This window comes from Ilumatobacter sp., from assembly GCF_041688325.1.
GTDB lineage: Bacteria > Actinomycetota > Acidimicrobiia > Acidimicrobiales > Ilumatobacteraceae > Ilumatobacter_A.
Genome location: NZ_JBDNIJ010000246.1, coordinates 1 through 1282 on the forward strand (window position 1 = coordinate 1; position 1282 = coordinate 1282).

Below are 1282 nucleotides of genomic sequence, written 5' to 3' on the forward strand. Positions count from 1 at the left end.
CCCACTCGCGAGCTCGGAAACCGAAAAAGTAAAGAACCCCCGGGCGTGGACCTGGGGGTTCTTCGTGGAGCTTAGGGGAATTGAACCCCTGACCTCTTCCATGCCATTTTTCGAATCGAGGTTTGCCACGGTGTGCCAAAGTGTGCATAAGTCCAGGTAGATCATTGTTTCCCGTCCGGCGCCGTTCTTCGTTGTTCGCCCCAATTCGCGCCCGTAAGGTGTCAGCGAAGGTGTCAGCCGAGCGAAGGGAACGCGCGATGTCGAGAGCAGCAAGCCGGCGTAGTCCCGGCGAAGGCGCTCTCTTCTATCGTGCCGATCGCGACCGCTGGGTCGGGCGGGTCACGATCGACGGCGAGCGTCGGACCGTGTCAGCCAAGACCAAGACCGAGGCCCGCAAGGAACTGGATTTGCTGCGTCGTGCTGCTGACGACGGACTTCCCCTCACCGCGGGTTCGATGACGCTGGCGGACCTGCTGACGGTCTGGGCCGACAAGGCACTCCCCAACCGGGTGCTCGCTGACTCGGCGATCACGTCGCATAAGTGGGCGATCAAGATCCTCTTCGAGGAGATCGGCAATGTGCAGGTGCGGCGGCTGACACCCGATCAGGTCGAGGCAGCGTTCCTCCGTCGGACCAAGACGATCGATGTTGCCAAGCGCCGCGGTCGGGGTCGAACTTCGGGTTCCGCACTCTCGCGTAGCTCACTGATCAAGGTCCGATCGACGCTGAGCCAGGCGCTCAAGTGGGCGCAACGTCGCAACCTGATTGCTCGCAACATCGCGGGTCTGGTCGAGATCCCCGCTGATGCGGCAGTACCGAAGTCGGGCAAGTCACTGACGGTCGCCGAGGCCAAGCTGTTGTTAATCGCTGCGGCAGGGACCGACCTCGAAGCAATGTGGATTGTCATGCTGTACCTCGGCCTGCGACCAGGCGAAGCGGCCGGACTTGCCTGGGACGACATTGACTTCGATTCGGGCACCGTGCACATCTGGAGATCACGAAAGGTCGGGGCGAGCGGCAACTCAGTGGTCGGTGCGACCAAGACACCGGGGAGCATCCGCACCCTCGATGCGCCCCAACCAGTCCTCGATTCGTTCGTGCGGCATCGGCGGCGCCAACACGAACAGCGGCTTGCAGCTGGGAGTTGGTGGACCAACGAGGAGAACCTCGTCTTCACTTCCCCGTACGGCAAGCCCAGCGACTCGGCGGCGGTCCGCAAAGAGTTCCGCGAGATCGTTGCCGCGTCCGACGTCGAAGGCGACTGGACCCCCAACCTGCTGCG

Annotated in this window: 1 protein-coding gene; it reads left to right on the forward strand. The window is 62.9% G+C overall.

Going from position 1 to position 1282, the window contains the following annotated elements; all coding sequences use genetic code 11:
* Positions 1-257: 257 nt before the first annotated feature.
* Positions 258-1282, forward strand: a 1025-nt coding sequence (locus tag ACH2EI_RS13900; protein WP_395160467.1) for a tyrosine-type recombinase/integrase, incomplete at its 3' end; no start/stop codon positions are given.